The sequence below is a fragment of the Desulfovibrio sp. TomC genome (genome assembly GCF_000801335.2).
Taxonomy (GTDB): domain Bacteria; phylum Desulfobacterota; class Desulfovibrionia; order Desulfovibrionales; family Desulfovibrionaceae; genus Solidesulfovibrio.
On the sequence record NZ_JSEH01000003.1, the window covers coordinates 287,857 to 314,078 of the forward strand.

The following is a 26,222-nucleotide window of genomic DNA, read 5'->3' on the forward strand; positions in this document are numbered from 1 at the left end:
AGGTTCTCGCTGTAACCTTTGCCGCGTCGCTTACGACGTGGCCCAAACGGCGGCTTCTTCGGCCCGGACCGGGATGGCCGAAACGAGAGACAAGGATGTTGCAATGCATATGACTGCTTCCGGTCCCCTGCGCAGGGGACCGTTTCGCTGGCTGGCCCTGGGTGTGCTGCTGCTCATTGCTGCCGGGGCTTTTTGGTGGCAGGGGGCCGGAAACGGCCAGGCCCAGGGACCCGGCGGCCCGGGCGGCCCTCCGGGCCTGACTGGCCAGCCGGTGTCCGTGACCACGGCCGTGGCCCGCACCGGCGTGGCCCGGGTGACGCTTTCCGGCATCGGCACGGTGACGCCGCTGCGCACGGTCACGGTCAAAAGCCGGGTGGACGGCGAACTCATGGACGTGCGTTTCACCGAAGGCCAGCTCGTCAAAGAGGGCGAGCTGCTGGCCCAGATCGATCCCCGGGCCTTTGCCGCCCAGCTGGAACAGTATCAGGGCCAGTTGGCCAAGGACACGGCCCTGTTGGAAAACGCCCAGGCGGATCTGGCGCGCTACAACAATCTGGCCAAAAAGGACATGCTGGCCGGCCAGACCAAGGATACGCAGGGGTCCCTGGTGCGCCAGTACGAGGCGGCCATCCGCACGGACAAGGGGCTTATCGACAACGCCAAACTGCAGCTCGAATACAGCCGCATCACCGCCCCGATCACCGGCCGGGTGGGGTTGCGCAAGGTCGATGCCGGCAACATGGTCAAGGCGAGCGAGTCCACGACCATTTGCGTCATCACCCAGGTTTCGCCCATAAGCGTCCTTTTCACCCTGCCCGAGGACCAGCTGCCGGCAGTCCTGGCCCGGTATCGGGCCGGCGAGACTCTCTCTGTCGCCGCCTACGACCGCACCATGTCCAAGCGGCTGGCCCTGGGCAAACTGACCACCGCCGACAACCAGATCGACACGGCAACCGGCACGGTCAAGCTGCGGGCGGTCTTTGACAATGCCGACGAAGCCCTGTTCCCCAACCAGTTCGTCAATGCCGAGCTGCTCCTGGAAGAGCGCAAGGGCGTGGTCCTGGCGCCGGCGGCGGCGGTGCAGCGCGGCTCCAAGGGGGCGCGGATCTATGTGGTCGACGCCGAGGGCGTGGCCCGGTCCAAGCCGGTGACGGTCGGCCTGGCCGTTGGCGAGGATGTGGTGGCGGATGCGGGCCTGGCCGCCGGCGAGATCGTGGTGGTCGAGGGGGCGGATCGGCTTCGCGACGGCGCCAAGGTGGCAGTGCGCAACCCCGGCCCGGGGATTGCCGGCAAACCATGAACCTGTCGCGCCCGTTTATTGTGCGGCCGGTCGCCACCACGCTCATTATGGTGGCGGTGATCCTGGCCGGAGCTGTGGCCTATTTCCAGTTGCCGGTCTCGGCCCTGCCGCAAGTGGACTACCCGACCATCCAGGTCCGGACCTTTTACCCCGGGGCCAGCCCCGACGTCATGGCCTCGGCCGTGACTGCGCCGCTCGAGCGCCAGTTCGGCCAGATGCCGGGTCTGGCCGAAATGACCTCGGTCAGTTCGTCCGGGGCCTCGGTCATCACCCTGCAATTTTCCCTGAGCTTAAGCCTCGACGTGGCCGAGCAGGAGGTCCAGGCCGCAATCAACACGGCCTACAGCCTGCTCCCCGACGATCTGCCCACGCCCCCGGTCTACAGCAAGGTCAACCCGGCCGACGCGCCCATCCTGTCCCTGGCCCTGACCTCGGACAGCCTGGACCTGACCGTGGTTCAGGATCTGGCCGATACCCGGCTGGCCCAGAAAATTTCCCAGCTCTCCGGCGTCGGTCTGGTCAGCGTGGCCGGCGGGCAGCGTCCGGCCGTGCGCATCGACGCCAACCCGACGGCCCTGGCCGCCTACGGCGTGAGCCTCGAAGACGTGCGCACGGCCATTGCCGCCGCCAACGTCAACAAGGCCAAGGGCGGCTTTGACGGGCCGCGCCAGTCCTCGATTCTGGAGACCAACGACCAGCTCCTCTCCAGCGACGAGTACAAGCCGCTTATCGTCTCCTACCGCGACGGCCGGCCGGTGCGGCTTTCCGACGTGGCCGACGTCCATTCCGGTCCGGAGGACGTGCGCCAGGCCGCCTGGGTGAACGGCAAGCCGGCCATCGTCTTGAATATCCAGCGCCAGCCCGGGGCCAACGTCATAAACGTGGTGGACCGGGTCAAGGCCATCATGCCCCAGCTGCGCGCCGCCCTGCCGGCCGCCGTCAACCTTGCCGTCCTGACCGACCGCACCGTCACCATCCGGGCCTCCATCGACGATGTGCAGATCGAACTGCTCCTGGCCGTCGTCCTGGTGATCGGGGTCATCTACCTGTTTTTGCACGACCTGCCGGCCACGCTCATTCCGGCCACGGCCGTGCCCCTGTCGCTGGTCGGCACCTTTGGCGTCATGTATCTGCTCGGCTATGGGTTAAACAACCTGACGCTCATGGCCCTGACCATCGCCACCGGCTTCGTGGTGGACGACGCCATCGTCATGATCGAAAATGTGGCCCGCCATGTGGAAGAGGGCGTTTTGCCCCTCAAGGCCGCCCTGGACGGGGCCGGCCAGATCGGCTTCACCATCCTGTCGTTGACCGTCTCCCTGGTGGCGGTGCTCATTCCGCTCCTTTTCATGGGCGACGTAGTGGGCCGGCTGTTTCGGGAATTCGCCGTGACGCTTGGCGTGGCCATTTTGCTCTCAGCCGTGGTGTCGCTGACCCTGACTCCGATGCTGTGCGCCCGGCTGCTTGGCCGGGGCAAGGCCTCCGGGGCCTCGGGCGGCTTCGTGGCCCGGGGCTTCCAGGCCTTTTTTACCGGTCTGGCCCGTTTTTACGCCCGGACCCTGACCGTCGTGCTGCGCCATCAGCCCTTGACCCTGCTCATTGCCGTGGCCACGGTCGCGGCCACGGTATGGATGTACGCCGTCGTGCCCAAAGGTTTTTTCCCGGTGCAGGATACCGGGGGCCTGACCGGCGTCTTTGAGGCCCCGACCTCGGCCTCCTTTGCCGCCGTGTCCGAAGCCCAGGCCGGGCTGACCGAGATCCTGGCCGCTGATCCGGCCGTGGCGTCGGTGGCCGCCTATGTCGGCGTGGACGGCATCAACCCCAGCCCCAACGTCGGCCGCCTTGCCCTGGAGCTGGTCCCCAAGGCCGCCCGCACGGCCGACGCCGCCGGCGTGGCCCGGCGTCTCGAAGAAAAAGTCCGCAGCCTGCCGGGGCTGACGACGGCCCTGTCGCCGGTCCAGGATCTGTCCGTGGACGCCAGGGCCGGGCGCGCCCAGTACCAATACACGCTGGAGACCCCGAGCACCCGGGAGCTTGGCCAATGGACGCCGCAGTTTGTGTCCGCCCTGGCCGCCCGGCCCGAGATGCGAAACGTCTCCCACAATCTGGCCCTGGGCGGGCTTCGCCTCAATGTGCACATCGACCGGGTGGCCGCCGCCCGCTACGGGCTGACCCCCGAGGACGTGGACAACGCGCTCTACAGCGCCTTTGGCCAGCGCCAGATTTCCACCATGTTTACGGAACTGAGCCAGTACCGCGTGGTCCTTGGCGTGTCCCCGGCCATGGCCCAGGGACCCGAGGCGCTTTCGCGCATCCGCCTGACCGGCACGGGCGGCGGGCAGGTGCCCCTCTCGGCCGTGGCCACGGTCACCCAGGGGGAAGCGCCGCTGGTCATAAACCGCCAGGGCCAGTTCCCGGCCGCAACCGTATCCTTTGACGTGGCCCCGGGCCATTCCCTGGGCGACGCCGTGGCGGCGGTGCGCACGGTGTCGGCCGCGCTCGGCCTGCCGGACAGCATTGCCGGGGCCTTTACCGGCGCGGCCCGGGCCTTTATGGACTCGCTTCAAAACGAGCCGCTCCTGATCCTGGCCGCCCTGATCACCGTCTATATCGTCCTTGGCGTCATGTACGAGAGCTTCATTCACCCGATCACCATCCTCTCCACCCTGCCTTCGGCCGGGGTCGGGGCGGTCGGGGCCTTGTGGCTGTGCGGCGAGGACCTGGGCATCATGGCCGTTATCGGCATCATTTTGCTGATCGGCATCGTGAAGAAAAACGGCATCATGATGGTGGATTTCGCTTTAAGCGCCGAGCGCGAGCGGGGACTCCCCCCGGGCGAGGCCATTTACGAAGCCTGCCTGCTGCGGTTTCGGCCCATCATGATGACCACCATGGCGGCGCTTCTTGGCGCGTTGCCCCTGGCCCTTGGCACGGGGGTCGGCAGCGAGCTGCGCCGCCCCCTTGGCATTGCCATTGTCGGCGGGCTGGTGGTCAGTCAGGTCCTGACCCTCTATACCACGCCGGTCATCTATCTCTTCTTTGAACGCCTGGCCGGTCGCGGCCGCGGCCCCGGGGCCGGGGAGTCGGCCCAGTCATGAATCTGCCTGAAATCTGCATCCGTCGCCCGGTCGGCACGGCGCTGTTGACCCTGGCCCTCATGCTGGCCGGGGCCATCGCCTTTCGGCTCTTGCCGGCCGCCGCCCTGCCGCAGGTGGATTTCCCCACCATCTCGGTCCAGGCCCAGCTGCCCGGGGCCGAACCCGAGACCATGGCCACCTCGGTGGCCGCCCCCCTGGAGCGCCAATTCGCCCGCATCGCCGGGATCACGGAAATGACTTCGTCGAGTTCCCGGGGGTCGGCCCAGATCAACCTGCAATTCGAGCTGTCGCGCGACATCAACGGCGCATCCCGCGACGTCCAGGCGGCGATCAACGCGGCCCGGGGCTTTTTGCCGTCCACCCTGCGGCAAAATCCCACCTACCGCAAAATGAATCCGGCCGACGCCCCGGTCATGGTGTTGGCCCTGACCTCGCCCACCGTGCCCCGGGCCGACATGTACGACGTGGCCGCAACCGTGCTCCAGCAGAAGCTGGCCCAGGTCGAGGGCGTGGGCCAGGTGTTCGTGGGCGGCGGGGCCTTGCCGGCCGTGCGGGTGAGCGTGGATCCGGCCAAGCTGGCCCAAAACGGGCTGAGCCTTGAAAACGTGCGCGGGCTTATTACCAAGACCACGGTCAACCGGCCCAAGGGCCGCATCGAGTCGGACGGGGCCGCCTATGAGATCGACGTCAACGACCAGCTGCACAAGGCCCGGGAATACCAGCCGCTGATCTTGTCGTACAAAAACGGCGCGGCCGTGCGTCTGTCCGACGTGGCCACCGTCACCGATTCCGTGGAGGACGTGCGCACGGCCGGCGTGGTCGGCGGCACTCCGGCGGTCATGATCATCGTCTTTCGCCAGCCCGGGGCCAACATCATCGAGACCGTGGACAATGTCCGGGCGCTGTTGCCGCAGCTCACGGCCTCGCTGCCCGGGGACGTGAACATTTCGGTCGAAATGGACCGCAGCCCGCCGATCCGGGCCTCGTTGTCGGAAGTGGAGTGGACGCTGGCCCTGTCCTGCCTGCTGGTCATCGCCGTGGTCTGGATGTTTCTGGGCACCCTGACCGCCACGGTGATCCCGGCCGTGGCCACGGTGGCCTCGCTGGTCGGCACCTTTGCCGTCATGTATCTGCTCAATTACTCGCTCGACAATCTGTCGCTCATGGCCCTGACCATCGCCACCGGCTTTGTGGTGGACGACGCCATTGTGGTGCTGGAAAACGTCTCGCGCCACATGGAGACCGGGCAGACGCCGCGAGCTGCGGCCATTGCCGGCTCCCGGGAGGTGGCCTTCACCGTCGTCTCCATGAGCATCTCGCTGGTGGCGGTTTTCATCCCCATCTTTTTCATGGGCGGCATGGTGGGCCGGCTGTTTCGGGAATTTGCCGCGGTGCTGTCCATTGCCATCATGCTGTCCTTGGCCTTGTCCCTGACCGCCACGCCGATGCTGTGTGCCGTGCTGCTGCGGCCGGGCCGGTCGTCTGGAACATCTGGAACATCTGGAACATCTGGGGAGTCTGGGGCAACCGACGCCAAAGGCCCGGGGCTTGGCCGGCGGTTTTTCGCCGCCCTGACCCGGGGCTATGCCCGCGGCCTGGACGTGGCCCTGTCCCATCCCCGGCTCATGCTCACGGTCACGGCCGGCGCGCTGGCCGGCGCAGTCTGGCTCTATATTGCCATTCCCAAGGGTTTTTTCCCGGAACAGGACAACGGCCGGCTCATGGGGTTTGTCCAGGCCTCGTCAGACAGTTCGTTTCAGTCCATGGCCGGCAAGCTTGAACACGTGGTCGCCGTCGTCAAGGCCGATCCCGATGTGGAATCCGTCACCGGCTTTACCGGCGGCGGCGGCGGGCCTGGCGGCGGCGGCACCAACTCGGCGCAGATGTTTGTGACACTCAAGCCCCAGGCGAAGCGGCCACCCCTGGTCGTGACGCTTTCGCGGCTGCGCCAGTCGCTCGCCGCCATCCCCGGAGCCCAGGCCTTTCTCATGCCGGCCCAGGAACTGCGCCTGGGTGGCCGGCCGGGCAAGGCGCTTTACCAGTTTACGCTCCTTGGCGACGGTTTTGCCGAACTGCTCGCCTGGGTTCCCAAGGTGGAGGAGCGCCTGCGCGGGGTGCCCCTGCTCACCGACGTGGTGGCCGACCAGCAGGCCAAGGGGCTTATGACCTCGGTGGTCGTGGACCGTGACGCCGCCGCCCGCCTGGGCGTCTCCATGGCGTCCATCGACGCCGTGCTCTACGACGCTTTCGGCCAGAGTCTGGCCGGGGTATCCTATGCCGAGGTCAACCAGTACCGGGTGGTGCTGGACGCCGAGGCCCGCATCTGGGCCTCGCCCGAGGGCCTGCGCCACATCTATGTGCCGGCCGCTGACGGCAGCCAGATCCCCCTGGCCTCCCTGGCCACGGTGCGAAGCGCCCTGACCCCGCTTTCGGTCTCACACCAGGGCCAGTTTCCGGCCGCCACCATTTCCTTTAATCTGGCCCCCAAGGTCTCGCTCTCCCAGGCCTCGGCCGCTATTGATGCGGCTGTGGCCGAAATGGGTCTGCCCTCGTCGATTCGCACCACCTTTGCCGGTACGGCCCAGGCCTTTGGCGAATCGCTCAAAAATCAGCCCTACCTGCTCCTGGCCGCGCTGCTCGCCGTCTACATCGTCCTTGGCGTGCTCTACGAGAGCACCATCCATCCCATAACCATCCTGTCCACCCTGCCCTCGGCCGGCCTTGGGGCCGTGGCCGCCTTGTGGGTGTTCGGCCTCGACCTTTCCATCATCGCTGTTATCGGCATCATTTTGCTCATTGGCATCGTCAAGAAAAACGGCATCATGATGGTGGATTTCGCCCTGGAGGCCGAGCGCACCCGGGGCATGGGTCCCAGGGAGGCCATCACCGAAGCCTGTCTCAAACGCTTTCGGCCCATCATGATGACCACCCTGGCCGCCCTCCTTGGGGCTTTGCCCCTGGCCCTTGGGCATGGATCGGGCTGGGAGCTGCGACGCCCCTTGGGCATCGTCATTGCGGGAGGGCTGGTGGTCAGCCAGATCATGACGCTTTTCACCACGCCGGTGATTTATCTGTATTTGGACCGGCTGCGCTGGCGCGTAACCGCCAGGAAGCGAGGCCGAAACGCTGCGGCAGTCAAGGCGTTGTAGACACGGCCAAACGGATTCCAGGTATCCACTGTCGTGTTTTTGCCGACGCCAGTGCCTGGCCTTGCCTCATAACGGCTTCTCAGTATAGTACAACGTCAGGACACATACCACCGGGGATGGCGCAATGGGGCCACGCCGCGCCGCGCGAAAGGACATCGCATGCCCGAGCCTGACACGACGCTATCTGCCGACCTAATTGACCCAGATCTGACCGGCCGTCCTGCGCCAGCCGGCCAGGCTCCCAGCCACGTTGCTCCAGGATCGGATACAGTCGTTGCGGAGCTTGAGCGCGAACTGGAGGCCTGCCGTCGCCGTCTGGGCCTTCTGGCCGACCACGGTTCCACGGCCATGCTGATTTTCGACGTTGCCGGCCGCATTCTGGAAACCAATCCTGCGGCCCGCACGGTCTTGGGCTTGGCGCCGGGCCAGGAGCGCGACATGCTCTTGGACGATCTGGCCGCGCCGCTCCTGCCGGGAACAGGGCTTTTCCCCGAATCCTGGGGCAAGGGCAGCGAGGACAGCGGGAGCGGCCTGCCGGTGGGCTGGCGGCTGAAGCGGGCCGACGGGGAATGGGTGTCGGCCGTTGTGCAGGTGGCCCGGCTAAGTGGAGTCGATTCGGGCCGGCTCATGGCCCTCTTTGAAGATACCGGCGATATGTATGACCTGATTGCCGCTTTGGAGGCCGCCAAGGAGGCGGCCGAGGCCGCCAACCAGACCCGGGAAGCCTTCCTGGCCAATGTGAGTCATGAAATCCGCACGCCCTTAAATGGCGTCCTTGGCATGCTGCAGCTCTTGCAGGGCACGCCGCTTGACCGGGAACAGGGCGAATTCGTGGCCACGGCCTTGACCTGCGGCCGGGACCTCCTTGGCGTCATGAACACCATTCTCGATTTTTCCAATGTCGCAGACGGCAGTCTGATCCTGTGCCGCACGTCCTTTTCCCCGCTGGCTGTCTTGCGCGGCGTGGTGGACGCCTATGCGCGCCAAGCCAAGGCCGCCGGGCTGGAGTTGACCCTGGCCGCCGACCCCGGGTTGGCGGAACCGGCCTGCGGCGATGCGGCCAGGTTGCGGCAGGTGGCGGCCAACCTTGTCTCCAACGCCGTCAAGTTCACTACCGCCGGGTCCGTGCATGTCCGGGCCGATCGCCTGGACGATGTTCAGGCCGGACCACTCCTGCGCCTGGTGGTGTCCGACACGGGCATTGGCATCCCGGCCAAGCAGCGCGAACGCATTTTTGAGCCGTTTACCCAAGTGGACGGTTCGCTGACCCGTCGCTACCAGGGCACGGGCCTGGGGTTGGCCATTGTCGACCGGCTCACGGCCCTCATGGGCGGTTCGGTGCGCCTGGAAAGCCAGCCCGGCGTCGGCACCAGCGTCACCGTGGACATCCCGCTGCCCGGGTCCGGGAGTCTGGCCGCGCCCGCCCAGAGGGCGGACAGGGACGGCCTGCGCGTCCTGGTGGTCGAGGACGAGCCGGTGTGCGGCGTGACGGCCGTGCGGCTGCTCGCCTTCCTCGGCCACAACCCGGTCTGTGCCGGCAGCGGCGTCGAGGCCTTGGAATTGCTGGCCCGGGAAGTCTTCGATGTCGTCTTCATGGACATCTGCATGGCCGGCATGGACGGTCTGGCCACCACCCGCCACATCCGGGCCTTGCCGGGCAGGACCGGTCGGATACCCATCGTGGCCCTGACCGCCCGGGCCCAGGCTACGGATCGCCGGGCCATTGCCGCCGCCGGCCTGGACCATTTTCTGGCCAAGCCGGTGGAGACGTCGGAACTGGTGCAGGTGCTGGCCAAGGTGGCCGAAAATCGTCCTGGCGCGGAGAATTAAAGCCGCACGAAGGTCAGCTCGTGCTTGTTGTGGCTTAAGTGCAACAGTCGGCTGCCCGGCACGGCCCGAAACCGGTTTAATAGCGAAAAATCCGTCTCGCCCTGCAATTTGACCGTCAGCACGTAGCGGCGGCATTCGCCCAGTTCCAGCCAGCGGCTTAGCCACTCGAAAAGCCGCTCGGGATAGCAGATCACATCGGAAAAAAGCCAGTCCACGGCCCCGGCATGGCGGGGGTCGAGGCCAAAGGCGCTGCCCGGACACCAGGACACCAGCGGATTTCGGTCCACGTTTTCGGCCAGCGGCGCTTTGTCGATGCAAAAGACCCTGGCCGAAAGCGCGGCCAGGACAAACGACCAGCCCCCGGGACTGCCGCCCATGTCCAGGCACAGCTCCCCCGGCCCGGGATGGACGCCAAGACGCGTAAAGAGCTCCCACAGCTTGAGATAGGCCCGGCTCGGCGGGCCGGTCCTGTCTTCCTCGAAGCGGTAGACGCCCTCCGGCACGGGCTGGCTGGTCTGCGCCGAGGCCAGCAGCACATTGTCTTCCCACAGGGTAAAGGCCCCAAGCGGGGCCGTCGGCAGCCCCCGGCCGTAGACGAGCGGTTTGGCCGACACCCGGGGCAGCTTTTCGGCGATGAGAGCAGCCCGGCGGAAGTGGCCCGACGGCACAAGCGACCAATTGCGCTGGATGGCGGTCAGCTTTCGGGCGGCGTCGCCGATGGATTCAACGGGGATGAAGTCCGGCGTGAGCCAGACATTGGCGGCAAAGGCGCAGTCGATGGGCGCGCCGTCGGCCACGACCAGCGGATCGCGCACGGCGGTGACGGCGCTGCCGAGTTCGCCGGTCAGTTCGGACAAAAGCCCGGGCGGGGCCTGATAAACGGTAAAGGGCATGGGTGGTTGCGCCAGGGTTGCAGGTGGCAGGTCGGGCGGCGCGGGCCGCTTGCCGGCGGACGGCCCGCCGGTAAGGAGAGGCCCTACCCTTTTGGCCGCACGAATTCCACCCCGAGCATGCTCACATCGTCGCGGGGCGGGGCCGCCTGGCAAAACTCCCAGGCCGACTGGCGCAGCGCGGCGAGCAGTTCGCCAACCGGTTTGGCGGCATACCGGGCCACCACCGCATCGATGCGCTCTTCGCCAAAATAGTCGCCGGCAGCGGAGCGGCTGTCGGCCAGCCCGTCGCTGAGCGACAGGATCTTGTCGCCCGGGGCCAGGGTCAGTTCCCCGGGCGGCACGGGACCAAGGCCGGACAGGCCGATGATGGTGCCGCGCATGGGGAGCGGGGTGATGCCTCCCTCGGCCGTAATGAGCAGGGGCGCGGGATGCCCGGCATTGCCATAGCGGGCGTAGCCGGAGCGCAGATCAATGGTCATGAAGAAAATTGTGAAAAATTTCTGGAATTTGGTGAAGGGGAATTCGTCGTTGAGCCGCTCCAGCACCACTTCCGGCGGCACCACGTCGATGTGGCCTTCCGAGCGGTCGATGAGCGTCGAGCGCTGGTAGTGCATGAAGTTGTAGACCGAATGGGCCACCAGCGACGAAGCCACGCCGTGCCCGGACACGTCGAGCATGTAGAGGCCGACGTGGTTTGGACCCAGCGGAAAGACGTTGAAGATGTCGCCGCCGATGTTGTCGCAGGGCAGGAACTCCCAGGCAAACCGCAGCGAGTCGGACATGGTGAAGCGCCGGGGCAACAGGCTCTGCTGGATCTCGGCGGCCGCGTCCAGGTCTTTTTGGTGCCGGGTGTGCTTTTTGACCAGATCTTCCTTTTGCTTCTCAAAAAGGGTCATGTCCTGGATATTGAGGATGAGATCGCCGCTTGGCATGGTGGAAAAATGGATCTGGCAGACCCTGCCCTGGCCGTTCTTGTCGGCAAAGGGATACAGCCGCCGCCAGACATGGCCCGGGGCCGGGCGCGAGCTGAAGATGTCGGCCAGATCGGCCCGGGCGGCCTCGTTGGGAAACACGATGTCCAACCAGCGGTCGGCCGTGGTGTAGGTGTCGGCCGGCAGGCCGAAGATGCGTTCCATGCCCGGCGAGACAAAGGTGAAGCGGCCGCCCGGACCGGCCACGGCAATGCCGTCATGGGAATATTCCAGGATGGCGGCAATGTAGGCTTTCTCGGCTTTGAGATCCCGTTCCCGGGCCTTGCGTTCGTCAATGGCGCGCTTGAGGCGCAGGGCGGAATCCACCCGGGCCAGCAACTCGGGGCGGCACGGCGGTTTTTTGATGTAGTCCATGGCCCCGGCGGCAAAGGCCTCGGCCAGCGAGGCGTCGTCCTCGGCCACGGTGATGACGATGACCGGCACGTCGGCCATGGCCGCATCGGCCTTGAGGCGCCGGGTGGCGGCCAGACCGCCCATGCCGGGCATGATCAGGTCCATGAGGATGAGGTCCGGGGCTTCCCCGGCGGCCAGGGCCGCCAGGCAGTCTTCGCCCGAAGCATGGAGGCAGGTCTCGCCGCAACCGGTCAGCAGTCCCGATAGGTAGGCCCTGAAGGTTTCGGAATCGTCAACGATGCTGATACGCATGGGGGACCGCTAGACCGGGGCCGTTTGGCCTGGCGCGGAAGATACGGCGAAATATTCGGAAAGCCGCAGCATATCGAGGAGTTTTTTGATGGGCGGGGCAGGGTTGGCCACGGCCATGGTCTTGCCCCGCTCCTGGCACAGCCGGCGCAGGCCGATCAGAAAGCCCACGCCCGAACTGTCCATGAAGCTCACGCCGGACAGATCGACAACGACGCCGGCCGCTGCGGTTTCCAGGGCCAGTCGTTCGACCTCGGCCTTGTTCTCGCTGACGGCGTCCATGATGATTTCGCCCGACAGGCTCACGACCATGGCTTGATCCGTTTCGCTTACTGTGAACTGCATCGGCCAGCTCCTCAGGACCATGCGGCCCGAAATCTGTTCAGGAACAGGCTACCAGCCTTGCGGGAAAAAACCAATGCTTCGCGGGGGGATTTTGCCGGCTTCCCGGTATTCCCACTGAATTGATACGGAGAATTCCAATCCTCCGTCAAGAAGTCTGTGCCAGGGGCGCAACCCGGCCGGACAAGTCCTGGGCCAGCCGTCCCAGCGTCGCCAGCGCCTGTTCCACCGCCGGGGTCCAGGCGTTGCCGTAGCTTAAGCGCAGGAAATGCTTGAACTGGTCGCAGCCGGAAAAGATGTTGCCCGGGGCCACGCCGATGTCGAACTTCTTGGCCTCGTAAAAAAGGGCGATGGAGTCCACATTGTCGGGCATCTGTACCCAGATCACCGTGCCGCCGCTTGGATGGGTGACCCGCGTGCCTTCGGGGAAATGGCGCAGAACGCGCTCCTCGGCCATGCGGGCCTGGCGCTCGATCACGGCACGGAGCTTTCGCAGATGGCGGTCGAAGCTGCCCTGGGCCAGATACATGGCCGCCGCGATCTGGGTGGGGGTGGCGCAACAGACGTTGGTGGTGGCTTTTATTTCAAAGGCCCGGGCGGCGTAGCGGCCGGGCAGCATGTAGCCCAGGCGAAAGCCCGGGGCCAGGGTCTTGGAAAACGACGAGCAATGCAGCACGTTGCCGCTGGCGTCAAAGGAGCGCAGGCAGCGCGGCCGCCGCTCGGAGAAGTGCAGGTCGCCGTACACGTCGTCCTCGATGACCGGCACGCCGCGTTCGGCCAACAGCGCGGCCATCTCGGCCTTGGCTTCGTCGGGAATAAGCGAGCCGTCGGGATTGTTGAAATTGGGCGTCAGGATCACGGCCCGCAGATCGAAGCGGTCCAGGGCGGAGCGCAGATCCGCCGGGCGCACTCCGCCGTCCGGGTAGGAGGGCAGCTCCACGGCCCGCAGACCGAGATTTTCCAGCAGTTGCAGGAAGCAATAATAGGTCGGGGCCGGGATGGCCACGTTGTCCCCGGGTCGGGTCACCGAGCGCAGGGCCAGATAGAGCGCCTCCATGGCCCCGCCGGTGATCATGACGTCCTCGGCGCTGGCCGTGATGCCGGCCTCGGCCAGTCGCCAGGCGATCTGACGGCGCAGCTCCATATTGCCGCACACGGCTTCGTACGACGTCACCCGGTCGTCGCCGGCCGCCACCTTGGCCAGCAGACGCCCCAACTGCTTGGTGGGCAACAACGCCTCGTCGGTACGGGCCACGCCCAGGGGCACGATGTCGCGTCGGGCCATGCCGTCGAGCACCTCCCGGATAAGCGCCCCCCGGGCCACGGTGGCCGGCGCTTGGGCTGGCCGGGTCGCGCCCCGCGGCGCCGCCCGCCGGGCCGGCATCTGGCGGACGAAAAATCCCGATTTGGGCCTGGCTTCCACAATGCCGCGCCGCTCCAGCTCCAGATACGCCTGGTTGACCGTGGAGACGCTCACTCCAAGCCGGTTCCCCAGGGCCCGCAGCGACGGGATGCGCTCCCCGGCTTTCAGTTCCCCGGACTCGACGAGTCCGAGAATATGTTTCTCCACGGTGACATAGCGAAAAACTCCGGCAGCGGTTTCCGGCAGCGTCATGATGCTCTCCTGGGTCATGCTCCGTCGTCGCCCGGATGTCTGCCGGGCCGCCTCTGGCCTCATGGGGCGTTGGTTTGACGTCTTGTCGGGCCAAGGCTGTTATGCACGTTTTTTTTGAAATCTGTATCTGTAATGGTAACAGAGAATGTGGTCCAAGGGAAGCGCGCCGGAGGCCGTCGCCGCCGGGCAAGGGAAAGGAGCAGGCCATGTTTGCAGATCGTGTGCGGGAAGACAGGGCGCTTGACGCCGCGCGGGTGGGGATCATCGACGAATGGCTGTCACGGTGGCGGGACAACCGGATGCTTCGGGTGCTGGCCGAGGCCGGGTCCAAACTGTTTTCGCCGGGAAAAAGCCTCTATTTCCGGCTGGGCCAGGGCAAGTATCTGGCGCTGACCGGCGTGCGCTACTGCCGGGTGACCTGCGCCAAGGGCGTGGTCTGGGTGACGGCCTCGGGCGACGGGCGCGACACGGTGTTGACTCCGGGCGAGAGCCTGACCCTGGGTCAGGCCGGCAAGGTGATCATTTCCGGGCGCGGCGAGTCCTCGGAAGTCAAGGTGCGCTGGGACTAGCGGTATGCCTGGTCATTGCCGCAGGGGGGGCGGCGGCAACGGCGCAGGGCGGGACGAGGCCGCGATTTCGTCGGTTTGTCGCCGGCCCGTGTTGCTGCCGGGGGCGCAAGCTGGTAGGCCTTGACCGGGTCAAGGAGGACGCCATGGAAGACCGCTGCCCTGTCTCTGACGCCGATACCGCCATCACCGTGCTCGGGCCGGCCAAGATTCCCTCGCCGCTGCCCTACTGCCGGTTCGACGACGACGCGGCCCGGGTGCGCCTGGAACTCGACGCCAGTGATTTCGGTTCCGGACGCGGCCCGTGCCTGGCCGATTTCGAACTGGCCGGCCCGCGCGGACGCATCTATTTCGATTCCTCCAAGGTCAAGGTGGCCATTGTCACCTGCGGCGGGCTGTGCCCGGGCTTAAACGACGTCATCCGGGCCATCGTCATGGAGTGCCACCACAACTACCATGTGGCCGGGGTGCTCGGCATCCGGTTCGGCCTGCAAGGCTTTATCGAGTCGTATGGCCATGCCCCGATGGATCTGACCCCCCAAAGCGTTTCCGACATCCACCAGTTCGGCGGCACCATGCTCGGTTCGAGCCGGGGACCGCAAAAGCCCGAAGATATTGTCGATTCGCTGGAACGCCTGAACGTCGGCATCCTCTTTGTCATCGGCGGCGACGGCACCATGAAGGCCGCCCGGCGCATCCAGGAGGAAATCGCCCGGCGTCGGTCGAAAATAAGCGTCATCGGCGTGCCCAAGACCATTGATAACGACGTCAATCTGGTCACCAAGTCCTTTGGCTTCGACACGGCCGTGGAAAAGGCCACCGAGGCCATCCGCTGCGCCCATACCGAGGCCATAGGCGCGCTCAACGGCGTCGGCGTGGTCAAGGTCATGGGCCGGGAATCCGGATTTATTGCCGCCCAGGCCACCTTGGCCCTCAAAGAGGTCAACTACGTCCTGGTGCCGGAATGTTCCTTTACCCTGACCGGGGAGCAGGGGCTGCTCCCGTCCCTGGAAGAACGGCTTAAGGCCCGCAAGCACGCGGTCATCGTGGTGGCCGAGGGGGCAGGACAAAATCTGCTGCCCGATACCGGCGCGCGCGACGCCTCGGGCAATCCTGTGCTCGGCGACATCGCCCAATATCTGTGCGGGGAGATCGAGGCCTATTTCCGGGACCGGCAGATGCCGATCACGCTCAAATTTATCGACCCGAGCTACATCATCCGGTCCGTGCCGGCCAATGCCAACGACCGGGTCTACTGCGGCTTTCTGGGCCAGAATGCGGTCCATGCCGCCATGGCCGGCAAGACCGGCATGGTGGTGTCCCGGCTCTTTGACCGCTACGTCCACCTGCCGCTCGATCTGGTCACGCTCAAGCGCAAAAAACTCAATATCTCTTCGGATTACTGGCGTTCCGTGCTCGAATCCACCGGCCAGCACGAGGTGACGCCCTTTACCGACGACCCGGTGGTGTTTTGTCCGGTGTAGGCCGGGACGGCGATTGTCCGCTCAAAGCGGCAGGGGTGGCCAGCCTCTGCCGCTTTTTTTAATAGTCCCACTTCCAGTTGACGCCGACGCCCTGCTTGTTGTCGGTCCCCACCCGGCTGTCCACGGTGATGTTGGGCGTGACCTGCACCTCCACGGACACGGCCCCGCTTTGCGCCCCCATGCCCTGCTCGACCCCGACCGTGACCCCCTTGAAGATCTCTTTGCCGGCCTTGAGCACGGAGCCGGCCATGCCGGCCTTGCCCGGGACAATGGTCAGCTGGTCCAGGCCGATGATGCGCCGGGTGCGGGCCAGGATGCTGGTCGGCGTGCCGCCGGCATAGAGGGAGGCGGCGGCCTGGGCCAGCTGGGCGGCCTGGAGGGGCGAGAGGGAGCCGGCGCTTTGGCCAAAGAGCAGGCGCGAGAGAATTTCGTCCCGGGGCAGGGGCGGGGTGGAGGTCAGGGTGATGCTCGGAGCCCCGGCGTCGCCGGTGATGGCGATGCCGGCGGTGATGTTGTTTTTGGTGGTTTCCGCCCGGATATCAAAGGCCGGGGTGGGCGGGGACGCGCCGGTGAAGGCCAGCTCGCCCTTGGTGATTTCCAGCGTGCTGCCCAGCAGATCCAGGCTGCCCTTGGCCACGCTGTATTTGCCGATCACCACCGGTTCGGCGGCGGTCCCGGTGATGGCCAGCTGGCCGGTCCAGCGCGATTCCAGGCCCATGCCCCGGACATAGACGGCCTGCCCCAGGACGACCTTGAGGTCGAGGTCGATATGGCGGGCCGCAGCCGGTGGGGCGACCTTGGCCGGTTTTTTGGGGGCGGCCGGGTCATTGATGTAGGTGACCGGGATGACGGCCACATCCGGGGGCAGCGAGGTCGGCAGGTTGATGTCGGCCGGGCCGATGGCGATGGTCCCGGCGGCCCGCATGTGGTCAAGGGTGCCGGACACGGCCACGGAGCCGTCGGCCACGGCCGTGGCCAGATCGAGGCCGACCACGCGCAGCCGGGCCAGGGTGAGCTTCAGGTCCACCGGGTCTTTGGCCGGATTGGCAAAGCCGCAATGGCCGGCCAGGGTGAAACGGCCGCCCCGCCCGTCCTCGCCCGAGGCCTTGGCTATGGTCAGGACGCCGCCGGCGGCTTCGGCCTGAAGGGTCACGTTGGTGAGGACCAACCCGGCGTCGGCGTTTTCCACCCGATTGGCGGCCAGGGCCAGAGCGCCGGTCGCGGTCGGGGCGGCCACCGAGCCGCCAAGGGCCAGATCGGCGGTCAGGCGGCCGGTGAGGCGGGTATTGAAGCGGGCCAGCACGGCGGCCAGATCGGACAGGTCGGAATCGGCTGTCATCCGGCCGGACAGCGCGCCGTTTGGCGGCAGATCGAAGGCGGCCGGGGCCAGGGACAGGCGCACCGGCACTCCGGCCTGGACCGTGATGGCGTCACCCCCGCTTTTGCCGCCCTTGCCGCCCTTGCCGGTCAGGCCGGCCGTGATGTCCAGGCGGGTGGCGGTACAGGCGGCCTTGGCCCAGAGGCCGACGCTTGGCAGGCCCTTTCCCTGTTCCGCCGCCAGCCGCAGGCCCGAGAGTGTGGCCTGGGCCGTCACCTGTGGTTTGGCCGGGCTGCCGGACAGGGTGGCGCTGACATCCGCCGTGCCGTCGATGCCGGCCAGACCGAAGAGGGTGAGCAGGGGCAGGGGAAAGTGCTCCACACTGACCTTGCCCGAGGCTTCAGTCGGGCCGTAGCCGCCGGCGGCAGTCACCCGGGCCTTGTCAAAGGTCAGGGCCAGCGTGTCCACTCGGGCCACGCCGCTGCCGAAATTCAGGGTTGTCGGGGCGTTTAGGGCAAAGGGATGGCCTTCCAGGCTGCCGGACAGGGTTTGCAGGGTCAGACGCTGGCGGCCGGCCTCAGCCGGGGCCAGATTGCCGCGCACCGAGGCGTCCAGGCCCATCTGGCCGTTTAGGCGTCCCTTGGCGTCGGCGGCCAGGGCCAGGGTCCGCCCGTCGCCCGAGGCTGTGGCGGAAAGGCTGGCCAGGGAGAGGCCCGAGGCTTCGATGGTCTTGCCGGCGAGGCTGGCCTTGCCCCGGGGCCGGCCGGCCAGGTCGTCGAGATTGGCCGTGGCGGTCAGGGTGCCGGCGGTCAGGCCGGGCAGGCGCAGGCCGGTTCCGGTCAGGTCAAGGGTCAGGGACTGGGTCGCCCCTTTGGCGGCCGAGGCCGAAATCTTCAGGCTGCCGCCAAGCGGCAGGCCGACAAAGCGGCCAAGTCCGGCCAGATTGGCGGCATTGCCCGATAATTTGCCGGCCACGCGCCCGGTTGCGGTGTCGATGTCGGCTTCGCCGGCAAAGGCCGCCTCCGGAGCGGTCAGCCGCAGGTCGGCCACGGTCAGGCGCGTCCCGGCCAGGACATAAGTGGTTTCCAACCGGGCCGCTTCGCCCTCGCGACGGGCCGTGAAGGTGAGTTTGCCGGCCGGACGGGTGGCGGCGTCGGCCATGGTCAGGTCACAGGCCGCGTCGGTCAGGGCCAGTTCGCCCAGGTGCAGGCGGTCGGCCTTGGCCGAGAGGGCCAGATGGGGCGAGACGAGCGGTCCGGACAGGGTGACGCCCGCCTCCAGGGACCCGGAGCAGGGTTGCCCCAGGGCCGGAGCCAGCAGGGAAAGGTCGGCCGCCTTGAGGCTGGTTTTGGCTTCGAGGTGCCCGGTTGCGGCCACAAAGCGGCCTGTGCCGGCGAGGCTGACTCCTTTGCCGGTCAGGGAGAGTTCGGACAGGGTTGCGCCGTCCGGGGAAAATGCGCCGTCGACAGACAGCCCCGGGGCCGGGCCGAGCAGGGCGGCCAGGGCAGCGGCGGCGGTATCGGCCGGGTCCGGGGCGGCCAGCCGGGCCAGGGACACGACCGCCTTGGCCGTGCCGTGGCCGTTTGGATCGGAAGCGATGTCGGCGGCCACGGTGGCGCTGCCGCCGAGGCGCAGGCCGCCCAGGGAGGCGGCTCCGGCCACGTCGCCAAGGGCCACGGCCACATGCCCGGCCAGGGTTTCGCCGCTGATCCGTCCGCCGCCCAGGGTGGCCGAACCGCCGGCTCCGGTCAGGGCGGCGTTCTCGATGGCCAACGCGCCGTCCGGGGCCAGGCTGCCGTTGGCGGCAAGCTCCAGGGACTGGCCCAGAAGCGTTGTGCCGTCAGGACCGGCCAGACCGCGCAAGGTGCCGGAAACGGCCAGGATTGCGCCGGGAAAATCGTTGGTCATGGGCCGGGGTGTCTGGGCCGTGGCGGTCAAAGCGGCGTCAGCCAGGGTGACCGGACCGGCGTGGAAATTGTGCGCGGTGATGCTGGCCGCCAGGTTTGGCTGCAACAGCGTGCCCGAGGCCGTCATATCGGCTCCAAGCGTTCCACCGAGCGTCCCGTCCAGGCGGGAGGCGTCGGTTATAGCCAGCTTGGCCGTGGCCGACAGGGCGTTGCCGACCGGGTCCAGGCGGGCGGCCAGGGCCAGGGAGCCGGCGGCGGCGTCCAGCGTGAGCTTGTCCAGGAACAGGGCGTCGGTGGTGATGCCCACCCGGGCGGCTACGGAACAATGGGGCCGCGGGCCAAGCAGGCCCTCGAAAAAGGCCGGGAGCAGGCCCGGCGGCGGCGCGGCACGAGCCTCCAGGGTAAAGGCGGCCAGGGCGTCCTTGGCCAGGGGCACGGCCAGCCCCAGGTCCATGGCCAAAAGCGGCGTGGTCCCGAGTTTGGCGCTTAAGCGTCCTTTCCAAGCGTCCAGCGGACCGTCGCCGGTCAGGGCCGCATCCAGGGCCGGGGCATTCGGGCCGGCCAGGGCGCAGCACAGGAGGCCCCCGGCCGCGTCGTTTAAGTGGGCCTTCACCGCCAGCCGCCAGTCGGCGTAATTGAGCGCCGCGCCCACATTGAGCGTCAGCGGCATGTCGCCGTCCAGGCGCTTGGCGTCAAGGGCCAGAGCCACGGCTCCCTGGCCGGATTCGGCCAGCCGGCCATTGATGGACAGGACGGCGGCCTGTCCGGCCAGTTCTTTGTCCAGCATTAGCCGGTTGACGGCGAGGCGGTCCAACAGAATGGGCGGCAGGGAGGGGAAACGCGGCGGCCACGTAAGCGGCGTCGGGGTGGAATGGGTGTCCGGAACCTGGGGGGCGCGCAGCAGGCGCACCACATCGGCGGCGATTTCGCGGATCTCGATGCGCCCGCGCAACAGGGCCGCCGGCGACCAGGACACGGCCGCGTCGCCGATGACCAGCCAGGGACCCTTGGCATCGGCCAGGGCAAAGCGCCCGACCCGCAGGGAAAAGGGCAAGACGCCGGAGACGTCCTCGATGCGGGCCTCAAAGCCGCTGCCGGCGGCGATGCCGCGTTCGGCCAGTCGTGCGGCGGTGCGCAGGCCGACCGGGGTCAGCAAAAAAGCCCACAGGCCGGCCAGAATCACGGCTGCTGCGGCCAGACCCCGCAATAGGGAGCGGGTCCAGGGCCGGTGCGGGACGGGAGCCGGGGACGGCCTAGAAGGATTGTCCGATGCTGCAGTAGAATTGGGCAATGTCGTCGATGTCCTTGCGCCGGGCCAGCGGGGTGGCCACGTCGATGCGCACCGGGCCGACCGGGGTAAATATCCGCAGGCCAAGGCCCGCGCCGAGCATGATGGGCTGGTCGTAGGGCGGCAGGGCGCTCGTGAAGGCTGTGCCGCCGTCCAGGAAGGGGACGATGCCGACCAGTTCCGTGACGCGCAGGCGCAGTTCCGTGGAAAAGGTCAGCACCGAGCCGCCGCCGATGGGCGTTTTGCCGCGGGTGGGACCGACGCTCTGGTAGGAATAGCCCCGGATGGAACCGCTGCCGCCGGCGTAGTAGCGCAGGTCCGGGGACACGTCGTCGCGCTCGGCCCCGGCGTTGGCCCCGCCGGAAACGCGGGTGGCCAGGACCACGCCGGGCTTGTCCATGAGCTTTAAGTAATGGGCCAGGGAGAGTTCCGGCCGGATGAAATTCGCGCCGCCGGCCAGGGTGCCCCAGTACGGGGCCACCGAGGCGCTGGCCAGAACGCCTTTCTGGGGGTCAAGAACGTCGTCGCGGCCGTCGTAGGTGGCTTCCACCGGCACGAACACAAAGCCGTACCGGGCGTCGTCCTCCCAGGGGCGCGACTGATCTTCTTCAATGCGCGAGGCCCGGTAGCCAAGACCGGCCCCGGCGGACAGGGAATCGGTGAACTGGCGGCGTAGCGTGGCCGTGGCCGTGGCGTTTTGGCCCTTGTACGCCTTCTTGTCCTCGTTTGCGATCCTGGCCTTGGCTCGGAAGAGATCCTTGGGCGTGATGGCGTCGGGCTTGTCAAAGGACGCCTCGCCGAATTGTTCGATGCCCGAGGCGCTGGCCGTAACCGCCATCTTTTCGCCGCCGCCAAAGAGGTTGCGGTTTTCCCAGCCGAGGTTGGCCCCGGGGCCTTCGTCGGTCTTGTAGTCCACGCCGCCTTTGATCGTGCGGTGCTTGCGTTCGACCAGGGCCACCTGGATGGGGGCTTGGCCCGTGGCCGGGTCCACCGGACCGGTTTCCACCTGCACGGCGTTAAACAGCTCAAGGCCAGTCAGTTTGCGGCGATAGCGCTCCACGGTCCGGGCGTCGTAGGGTTCGCCGCGCAGCCAGGGCACAAGCCCGGCCAGATAGCTTTCCTTGACCGTGGTCAGGCCGGAAAAGACCACCGGGCCAAAGGCCGTGCGGGGTCCCGTGTCCACGGTCCAGACCACGCTGACGGCGTGGTTGGCGAAATCAGCCGTGACCTGCCGGTTCTCCACCTTGACGAAGGGGTGGGCGTCGTTGCGAAGCAGTTCGGTGATTTTTTCTTCGGCCTCGAGGATGGCCTTGGCCGTAAACGGTTCTGGCACGGTCAGGCCGATCTGTCCGGGGCCGGGCAGGGCCGGGGCGTCGCTGCCGCTGGTCGGGGTCAGGACCACCCGGCGCAGGTCGAACTGCGGGCCGGCGTCGATGCGGTAGGTGAGGGCGGCCGGTGTCGCGGCGGTGTCCAGGCTGGCGGCGATGGTGGCGGCAAACCGGCCCTGGGACTGGAAGACCTTGGCAAAAGCGGCCTTGTCTTCTTCGGCCCGGCGTTCGAGCAACAGCGGCGAATCCGGCGGCGTGTCGCGCAGGGTTTCGGCCTTGGACACGCGGTGCAGCAGATCAAGGGTTTCCGGGGCGACGTCGCCTTCGTAGCGCACCACGTAGGCCAGCCCGGCCGGAACCTTGGCCGGCTCCACCCGGCTGCCGGCCAGGGCCGAAACGGCCAGAACCAGGACAAACCCGACCGGAAGCGCGAGGCCCCCGGCGGCTTTTAGAAAACGCTCCCAGTGCGCTATGCGAAGAGAAATAACTGCCACGATCACCCTGTATCACGAGGTCTGGCGGCCAAGCAACCGCCAGGGTGGCCTAAGCCCGGTTCTCCAATGTTTTTTGGGCTTCGACCAGGAAAAAACCGGCCACGGCCACGCCAAGAATCCGTACCCAGGCCATGGGCGCGATGGCGGCCGAACCGAACAGCTTCTGCATCAACGGGGCATAGGTGAAAAGTCCTTGCAGGGCCACGGCTCCGAGCATGCCCCAAAGCACCCAGGGATTGCCGGTCAGGCGCAGGGACAGGGCCGGCCGCGTCAGGGAGCGGCAGTTTAAGAGATAGAGCGCCTCCATGGCCACAAAGACATTGACCGCCACGGTCCGGGCCTCGGCCACGCCGGCTTCGTGGCCCAGTTCCCAGGCGTACAGGCCAAAGGCGGCGGCCAAGAGCACCCCGCCGACAAGGACCACGCGGCGCAGCAGTCCGGCGTCGAGGATCGGCCGGCCAGGGGCGCGGGGCGGCCGATCCATCACACCCGGTTCGCGCGGTTCAAAGGCCAGCATGAGCCCGAGGCTGCCGGCCGTGGTCATGTTGATCCACAAAATCTGCACCGGCGAAATGGGCAGGTCCAGGCCAAAGAGCACAGCCGCCAGGATGACCAGCCCCTCGCCCAGGTTGGTCGGCAGGGTCCAGACGATGAACTTGGTGAGATTGTCGAAAACGCCGCGTCCTTCCTCCACCGCCGCCTCGATGGTGGCGAAGTTGTCGTCGGTGAGCACCATGTCGGCGGCTTCCTTGGCCGCTTCGGTGCCGCCCCGGCCCATGGCCACCCCGATGTCGGCCTGCTTGAGCGCCGGGGCGTCGTTGACCCCGTCGCCGGTCATGGCGCACACGTGGCCAAGTCCCTGGAGCGCCTTGACCAGACGGAGCTTTTGTTCCGGGGAGACCCGGGCGAAGACGTGGGCAGCCTCGGCCAGCCGGGGCAAGTTTTCAGGCGGAGCCGCGTCGATGTCGCGTCCGGTCATGGCCACGATGGGGTTGTCGCCGGACAGGCCGATGTCGGCTCCGATGGCGGCGGCGGTGGCGGCGTGGTCGCCGGTAATCATCTTGACCATGACGCCGGCCCGGCGGCAGGCGGCCACGGCGGCCACGGCCTCGGGCCGGGCCGGGTCGATCATGCCGACAAGCCCAAGGAAGGTCAGGCCGCTGTCGTGGTCGGCGGCCGCAATGGCGGTCCTGCCCGGGGGCAGCTTCCGTCGGGCCAGGGCCAGGACCCGAAGCCCGCGCCGGCCCATGTCCTCCACGGTCCGGCGGATGGCGGCCGCATCCAGGGGCGCGCCTGCGGCAGCGTGGCAGCGGGGCAGGGTGGCCTCCACGGAACCCTTGAAAAAGAGGTGCGAAGCGGCCTCCCGGCCCGGGGCATGCAGGGTGGCCATGTACATGCGTTCGGAAGCAAAGGGCTCGTCAGCCAGCCGGGGGAGGGCCTGGGCCAGACTGGCGAGGTCGAGTCCGGCCCGTTTGGCGGCGACGAGCAGGGCGGCCTCGGTGGGATCGCCGGCAAAACCGCTGCCGTCGGCGTCCAGGACCGCGTCGTTGCACAGGGCGGCGGCGGTCAGCGTGTCGGTGAGTTCCCGACGGTCTGCCCCGGCGTCTCCGGCTGTCGGGGCAAAGCCGTCCGGCCCGACCGTCCAGACGCCGCCCGGCAGGACCAGCTCACTGACCGTCATGCGGTTTTGGGTCAGGGTCCCGGTCTTGTCGGTGCAGATCACCGTGGTCGAGCCAAGGGTCTCAACCGCCGGCAGGTGGCGCACCACGGCCCGGCGTCCGGCCATGCGCGAAACGCCGATGGCCAGGATGACGGTGACGGCGGCCGGCAGGCCTTCGGGGATGGCCCCGACGGCCAGGGCCACGGCGGCCATGAACATGTCGGTGGTCGGCTGGCCCCGGACCACGCCCACGACAAAGGTCAGGCCGGCCAGGACCAGGATGCCGCAGAGAACAAGCCGGGAAAAGCGGGCGATGGCCCGGGTCAGCGGCGTGGCCAGCGCGTCGGCGGCGGCAGTCAGGGCCGCGATGCGGCCGATGGCGGCATGGTCGCCGGTGGCGACCACCACCCCCGTGCCCTGGCCGTAAACGGCCAGGGTGGAGGCAAAGGCCAGATTGCTGCGTTCGGCCAGGATGGTCTCCTCGGCCAGGGCGGCGACGGCCTTGTCTACCGGTACGGATTCGCCGGTCAGGGGCGACTCGTCCAGGCGCAGGCTTTGCACCGAGAGAAGACGCAGATCGGCCGGGACCTTGTCGCCCGGGCGCAGCCGCACGATGTCGCCGGGGACCAGTCCCTCGGCGGCAATGGCCTGCCAGATCCCGTTGCGAAGGACGGCCGCTTCGGTGACCATGGACCGGGCCAGGGCCGAGAGGGCAGCCACGGCCTTGGCCTCCTGGAGATAGCCGACAACGGCGTTGACCAGCACCACGCCGCCGATGACGGTAGCATCCACCGCTTCGCCCAGCAGGGCGGCGACAACTGCGGCGGCCAGCAGGATATAAATGAGCGGTTGGTGAAACTGCAGGAGAAAGCGCCCAAGCGCCCCGGTCCGGCGGCCGGGGCTGACGGCGTTTGGGCCGTGGCGCGCCAGACGGCGGGCGGACTCATTGGCGGACAGGCCGCTTGCGGCGTCCGTTTCCAGTGCGGCCAGGACCTCGGCTTCGGCGCGGGCGTGCCAGGCCGGGCCGGTGGTGCTCTGCATGGTTGATCCTTGGGTTTGACGGCCGACGGCGGATGGTTGCCAGTCCACCCTTGCCAGGATCGGGTGGTCTGTTCAACCTGCAATCAAGCAGTTGGGAGGTTTCCCGACTTGACCCTGTGGTTTTCTATCCTCTAATAGAGAAGACCGAAGGCCTTCGGGCAAACACAAGGTATAAGGCTGGTGTGTGTGGACAAGCCCAAACGGATTTTGGCGATAGACGACGAGCGCATCAATTTGCGGGTTATTGGCGGACTGTTGCGCAATCTCGGTCACGAACCGATCCTGGTTGAATCCTTTGCCGAGGCCAAGGCCCTGCTTGATTCGAGCATCGACCTCGTGTTGCTCGACGTCATGATGCCCGAGACCGACGGCTTTACCGTAGCCCGGCAGATCCGGTCCATGGAGGGCGTTTCCGACGTGCCCATTATCATGGTCACGGCCCTGACCAGCAAGCAGGACCGGCTCAAGGCCGTGGAAGCCGGGGCCAACGATTTTATTTCCAAGCCCATTGATCTCACCGAGCTTCGTGTGCGCATGGGATCGCTGCTCAAGATGAAGGAATCCCAGGACGAGGTGAAGCGCTACCAGGCCGAGCTGGAAGAAATGGTGGCGGTGCGCACCTCGGCGCTCAAAATGGCCCTGGACAATGTCCAGCAGTCCCAGCGCGTCATCCTGACCGCCCACCTGGAGACCATTCACCGTCTCGCCGCCGCAGCGGAATTCAAGGACGAGGAAACCGCCGACCACATCCAGCGCATGAGCCGCTACTGCGCCCTGCTGGCCGCCCGGCTGGGGCTGCCCGAGGCCGAGGTGGACCTTATCCTGCAAGCCAGTCCCATGCACGACATCGGCAAAATCGGCATTCCCGACAGCATTCTGCTCAAGCCCGCCAAGCTCACTCCCGAGGAGTGGGAGGTCATGAAGCGCCACACCATCTACGGGGCGCGCATTCTTGGCGAATCGAATTTCGAGCTGTTGCGGGTGGGCGAGATCATCGCCCTGTCCCACCATGAGAAATGGGACGGATCGGGCTATCCCAAGGGGCTTTCCGGCGAGGATATTCCGCTGTACGGCCGCATCTGCGCCGTGGCCGACGTGTTCGACGCCCTGACCAGCCGGCGGCCCTACAAGGAGCCTTTCAGCAATGAGAAGTCTCTGGAAATCATGCGGGCCGGCCGGGGAAGCCATTTTGAACCGCGCATTCTGGATGTCTTTTTCAACGATTTCGATCGGGTTCAGGAAATCCAGCGGGAATTTCTCGAGGGCTAGGCAGAG

The 26,222-nt window shown here is 67.2% G+C and carries 14 protein-coding genes; 7 read left to right on the top strand and 7 right to left on the bottom strand.

What is annotated here, in order from left to right:
* The first annotated feature begins 103 nt into the window (after positions 1–103).
* From NY78_RS04520 to NY78_RS04535, 4 genes are all read left to right on the top strand, one after another.
* Positions 104–1,300, top strand: coding sequence for an MdtA/MuxA family multidrug efflux RND transporter periplasmic adaptor subunit (locus tag NY78_RS04520; protein WP_043632211.1), 1,197 nt, complete (start codon positions 104–106; stop codon positions 1,298–1,300).
* On the top strand, positions 1,297–4,398 hold the full coding sequence (locus NY78_RS04525) for a multidrug efflux RND transporter permease subunit (RefSeq protein WP_043632214.1): 3,102 nt from the start codon (positions 1,297–1,299) through the stop codon (positions 4,396–4,398). The genes NY78_RS04520 and NY78_RS04525 overlap by 4 nt, the downstream gene beginning before the upstream one ends.
* Positions 4,395–7,547, top strand: a complete 3,153-nt coding sequence (locus NY78_RS04530) for an efflux RND transporter permease subunit (RefSeq protein WP_043632217.1) — start codon at positions 4,395–4,397, stop codon at positions 7,545–7,547. Before NY78_RS04525 ends, NY78_RS04530 begins: the two co-directional genes overlap by 4 nt.
* Before the next feature lie 159 nt (positions 7,548–7,706).
* Complete coding sequence (locus NY78_RS04535) at positions 7,707–9,377, top strand: PAS domain-containing hybrid sensor histidine kinase/response regulator (protein WP_053062135.1); 1,671 nt, start codon at positions 7,707–7,709, stop codon at positions 9,375–9,377.
* Here NY78_RS04535 and NY78_RS04540 read toward each other — a convergent pair.
* From NY78_RS04540 to NY78_RS04555, 4 genes are all read right to left on the bottom strand, one after another.
* On the bottom strand, positions 9,374–10,270 hold the full coding sequence (locus tag NY78_RS04540) for an SAM-dependent methyltransferase (RefSeq protein WP_043632220.1): 897 nt from the start codon (positions 10,268–10,270) through the stop codon (positions 9,374–9,376). The genes NY78_RS04535 and NY78_RS04540 overlap by 4 nt on opposite strands.
* 83 nt (positions 10,271–10,353) lie before the next feature.
* Positions 10,354–11,907 (bottom strand): SpoIIE family protein phosphatase, encoded by a 1,554-nt coding sequence (locus tag NY78_RS04545; RefSeq protein WP_043632221.1) that lies wholly within the window; start codon positions 11,905–11,907, stop codon positions 10,354–10,356.
* Positions 11,908–11,916: 9 nt separating this feature from the next.
* The gene (locus NY78_RS04550; RefSeq protein ID WP_043632224.1) at positions 11,917–12,249 is read right to left on the bottom strand and encodes an STAS domain-containing protein; all 333 of its coding nucleotides are present in this window, start codon (positions 12,247–12,249) and stop codon (positions 11,917–11,919) included.
* 145 nt (positions 12,250–12,394) lie between these two features.
* Positions 12,395–13,861 (bottom strand): aminotransferase-like domain-containing protein, encoded by a 1,467-nt coding sequence (locus NY78_RS04555; protein ID WP_043632368.1) that lies wholly within the window; start codon positions 13,859–13,861, stop codon positions 12,395–12,397.
* Positions 13,862–14,067: 206 nt separating this feature from the next.
* Here NY78_RS04555 and NY78_RS04560 point away from each other — a divergent pair, with 206 nt between their 5' ends.
* Positions 14,068–14,430, top strand: coding sequence for a DUF2917 domain-containing protein (locus tag NY78_RS04560; protein WP_043632227.1), 363 nt, complete (start codon positions 14,068–14,070; stop codon positions 14,428–14,430).
* Between the two features lie 143 nt (positions 14,431–14,573).
* Positions 14,574–15,911 (top strand): ATP-dependent 6-phosphofructokinase, encoded by a 1,338-nt coding sequence (locus NY78_RS04565; protein WP_043632229.1) that lies wholly within the window; start codon positions 14,574–14,576, stop codon positions 15,909–15,911.
* A 58-nt stretch (positions 15,912–15,969) separates the two neighbouring features.
* Here the strand turns inward: NY78_RS04565 and NY78_RS04570 are convergent, their stop codons facing one another.
* The 3 genes from NY78_RS04570 to NY78_RS04580 form a co-directional block, all read right to left on the bottom strand.
* Positions 15,970–20,319: a translocation/assembly module TamB domain-containing protein gene (locus NY78_RS04570; RefSeq protein WP_231583754.1), complete on the bottom strand. Its 4,350-nt coding sequence runs from the start codon at positions 20,317–20,319 to the stop codon at positions 15,970–15,972.
* Positions 20,320–20,389: 70 nt separating this feature from the next.
* Complete coding sequence (locus NY78_RS04575) at positions 20,390–22,246, bottom strand: autotransporter assembly complex protein TamA (RefSeq protein ID WP_231583764.1); 1,857 nt, start codon at positions 22,244–22,246, stop codon at positions 20,390–20,392.
* A 49-nt stretch (positions 22,247–22,295) separates the two neighbouring features.
* Positions 22,296–24,947: an HAD-IC family P-type ATPase gene (locus NY78_RS04580; RefSeq protein WP_043632233.1), complete on the bottom strand. Its 2,652-nt coding sequence runs from the start codon at positions 24,945–24,947 to the stop codon at positions 22,296–22,298.
* A gap of 186 nt (positions 24,948–25,133) precedes the next feature.
* On the opposite strand from NY78_RS04580, the gene NY78_RS04585 reads away from it, so the two are divergent.
* Positions 25,134–26,216 (top strand): HD domain-containing phosphohydrolase, encoded by a 1,083-nt coding sequence (locus NY78_RS04585; RefSeq protein WP_047960028.1) that lies wholly within the window; start codon positions 25,134–25,136, stop codon positions 26,214–26,216.
* Positions 26,217–26,222 lie beyond the last annotated feature (6 nt).